The sequence below is a fragment of the Campylobacter concisus genome (assembly GCF_002165815.1).
GTDB lineage: Bacteria > Campylobacterota > Campylobacteria > Campylobacterales > Campylobacteraceae > Campylobacter_A > Campylobacter_A concisus_BH.
Genome location: NZ_NDYN01000018.1, coordinates 1 through 3,990, shown reverse-complemented (window position 1 = coordinate 3,990; position 3,990 = coordinate 1). Strand labels below are relative to the sequence as shown.

Sequence of the window (3,990 nt, the reverse complement as noted above, 5' to 3'; positions counted from 1 at the left end):
AGAACAACGATAAAAAGAAAAGGCTTTATTAACGGTGAAGTTAAAGGTGGTTTCTCGTTTCGTGAGCTGGAATTATATATGAGGGATGCTTAAAGATAGTTGAAATAATTGCAAAATATTTTACAAATTTAAATTTTATTTCTGATACATAAAATTGGAGAGCTTCCTTGCTCTCCGTTTGATTTAACGCCACCACTTTGATAGCAAATTTACATCTATGATTACATAGGCTGTGTTACTTCGTCCTTGATCTCAACAGTAACAGTTGTTCCGCTAGTATCATTTGTATATGCGGTATAGCCGTCAGTTGATGCACCCTTTTGCCAGCCAGCATCTTTAAATTCTACTTTATCTCCAGCATCAGCTGTTATTTTTAGCGTATTATCACCATCTGTTAAGCTTATGACATCACTTAGTTTTACGCTTAAAGTAGTATTTTGGCTCTTGTTAGAGATATTAAGCTCCTCAAAGTTATGTGCATGATCTGCGATGCTATCTAAATTTATAGATGTTCCTGGATTTGTGATAGCTAATTTGTCATAACCAGTGCCACCATCTATATCATTGCCTTGCATATCTGACTTTGCAATCGTTAATGAGTCATCGCCTGCGCCTAGCTTTATAGTAGAATTATGAATATAGTTACCAACTACAACGGTGTCGTTTCCACTTCCCGTTTCTACAGTACTATGGTCTATATTGGTACCAACCGTTAACTTATTGTTGCCATCGCCCAAATTTACATAAGAGCGATTTGTTATATATCCATCGACTTTGACGTTGTCATAACCATCTCCAGCAATTACTGATGCTCTATCGATATTTGTCTCTACTTTTAAGATATTATCTCCATTGTCTAAATTTAGTTTTGAGTCTTCTACCATGTCACCCCAAACACCGCCGCTCTTATACACTGTTACTATATCGTCACCATCACCTAGTTTCACATCTGCTCTATGAGTGAATGTTTTAACATCTAGCTCTACTGCTTTACCTTGTGCTTCGATATTAACAGCGCTTGCGCTTTTTGGATTGTCATCAAGTAACAAGCCTGTTCTGTTTGTGCCATAAATAGCGCTAGCATTTATATGAGTAGGTGCATCACTAAAGTCAAAGACTATCTCATCTTTGCCTGTTGATCCTTTGTTGCCAGCAGCGTCTGTTAGGTATGCCCAAGCTTCAAAAACTTTACCATAAGAGTCCTTGCCAAAAGGAATATGCTCCCATGTTCCTTGAATCATATTTTGTTTTACAAAGCCTACATAGCCTTTTGCTATATCTTCGGCTTTTATAGTATAAGTTAGCTCACCAGTAGCACCTGGTCCACCCCACATATAGTGCATAATGTCACCAACTTTAACCGTGCCGTCGTTTGGAAGATATGCTTTCCAAGCTATACGTCCTGCGTGCTCAGGATTTAAATTCTCACTCCAGCTAAATTTACCATCATTGTTGAGATCATCTATCCATTCGACTTTTAAATTTGTCACTTTCGTATCAACAGTTATGGTTACCGGATCAGCCTCGGCTGTGTTGCCAGCTTTGTCAGTAGTTTTTACTTTAAGCTCATGCTCTCCGTCGCTAAGCGGAGTGCTTACTTCAAATTTCCAAGAACCATCAGCTTTTGCCTCTACCTGACCGATCTTGTTTGTACCATCAAAGATCTCTACAGTTGAGCCAGCCTCTGCCTTGCCTGATAGAGTTGGTGTGTTGTCGTTTGTTAGGCCTTTTAGTGTTTTGCCATCGACTGTCACATCATTGCCCTTGACATTACCATTTACAACGCCACCTGCAACATCATCTGTAACGCTATCAAATGTAACCTTAGTGCTTGTATCTACTGTTATAGTAGCTGGGTCAGAGGCCTTGATCGCATTTGTGGCTGGAGATGAAGCTGTGATACTATGAGCGCCTTCACCAAGTGGAGTGACCGGAGTGATAGACCAGTTGCCATAATCATCAGCTTTGCTGCTGCCTATCTTAGTCGTGCCATCATATAGCTCTACTACCGAATTAGGGTCCGCCTTGCCTTTAAATGTCGGAGTACTGTCATTTGTTAGTCCTTTTTTAGTTACGCCATTTACTACTACGTCATTATCTTTGACATTGCCGTGATCTATACCGCCTGCAACGTCGTCGATCACCTCTGTGATAGTGACAACATTTACATTCGCTAAGAATGCAAAACTTAAATTGCTTCCACTATCATTACCATTTAGGTTAAGGTGGTCTGTGATAGTCGCATCAACACCAGTTGCATGTACATAATCTGACTTCAAAACGCCATTTTCATACATATTATATAGTGGCACGCCAGTTATTTCGATAGCGTTATTATTTAGCGCTGGGATGCCTGCATGTATGACATTGCCAGCTGCATCGACCTCGTCAAAAGTCACAGTGCCGTCAGCTGCTTTGTGAATGATAAATGCCTTAACAAATGTTGGCTCTGGGTTATTTGCTGGGTATTGTTTTACACCAGTGTCAGCATAAATTTTGTTGTAGTCAGTTACAGCAACTGTTAGTTTATCGCCGTCCGAGAACACTTTTGGCAATGTTATGCGAGCTGTAGTGTGGCTGATATCGCCGTCTTTTATAGCGTCAGCTACGCTTATACCAGCATTTAGTGCGCCTGAGCCACTTCCTGAAACACTTGGATTATAAACTTTGTTGCCTTCTATAAATTCAACCTTCGGAGCCTCCATGCTATCTCTAAATATCCATGTATTTCCGTTAGATTTATCTGCATGATCATCACCTTTTATACTCACTTCTATACCACGTGAGTGTGTAAGATTATAGGTGGTTGTTGGCATATCGTGGATATCTATACCAAATTTCTCGCCAGCACCATTTGTAGATGTAAGACCAGCTTTTATAGGTGTCTTATCATCAGCTGAAGTGATCTGATCAACCGTCATAGAGCCATCAGCTGCTTTATGAACTAAGAAATATTTATAAGCAGTTGTATCTATGCCACCTGTTTTTGCAAGAGAGGCTGCATCTGGTCCATATCCATATTTTACAGTTACGACATCGCCGTCTTGAACATTCTCAGGTAGTGAGATGCGTGCTGTGGTGTGGTTGATATCACCATCTAGCATAGCTGTATTTCTATTTTGGTTTGTTATTTGATCTGATTTTTCATTTAAAACATTGCCATGCTCATCAAGCTCAACAAATTTAACTTCAGCCTTGCCAACATTTTCAAATTTAACACTTGAAGTAGCTTTAAGGCTTGTGCCTTCTAGCTCAGCTGTGATACTAGCTGAATTTCCGAGGGCTGTTTGATAGTGGTTATAGTCATAGCTAACCTTTATGCCATTATCGCCGTCAAATACATTGTTTCCTTTTGTATCTATAACGCTTGTAACGTTGCCACTAGCATCTTTATGAACTGTGTAATAGTCATTTATGCCAGTGCCTATAACGTGGATCTTGCTGCCATCCTTTGCAAGGTTTGGTATGCTGATAGTTGCAGTAGCTTTTGCGCCATCCTCAGCATAGTTCTCACCTCTTGTGATAGTGCCGTTACCATCTGCATCATCATTAAATTTGATAGTAAATTTATCTGGAGAAGTAGTCTCGCCTGTGGCTGTGTTGCCAGCGCCATCAGTAGCCTTTGCAGTCACTGGAGTGTTGTCTTTTGTCGCATCGTCGCTGATAGTGACCTTGCCACTATGTGGATCAAGTTTGAAAGCACCTGTTGGAGCTGTCGTCTTGCCAGGGGTGCTATCTACGACCCAACCAGCACTTGGATTTTTGACCACGGTTATAGTTTGCGTGTTGCCGCCATTATCTGTGTATGAAATTTCAACCTTAGTTGCGTCATTGTCGTGAGGCACCACATCAACTGTGCCGTCAGCCTTTGGAGTTAGATCAATATTTACTTCATGATCTTCATCTATATTACCAATAGCTGGCTCGCTTGGGTTAGATGGATTATTAGGATTAACTATCTCAGCAACTACTGGGTTATTACCAGGTTTA

The 3,990-nt window shown here is 40.6% G+C and carries 1 protein-coding gene; it reads right to left on the bottom strand.

Going from position 1 to position 3,990, the window contains the following annotated elements:
* Positions 1 to 221: 221 nt before the first annotated feature.
* Positions 222 to 3,990 (bottom strand): Ig-like domain-containing protein (locus B9N65_RS10695; protein WP_219336885.1); only part of this gene is annotated, 3,769 nt, incomplete at its 5' end.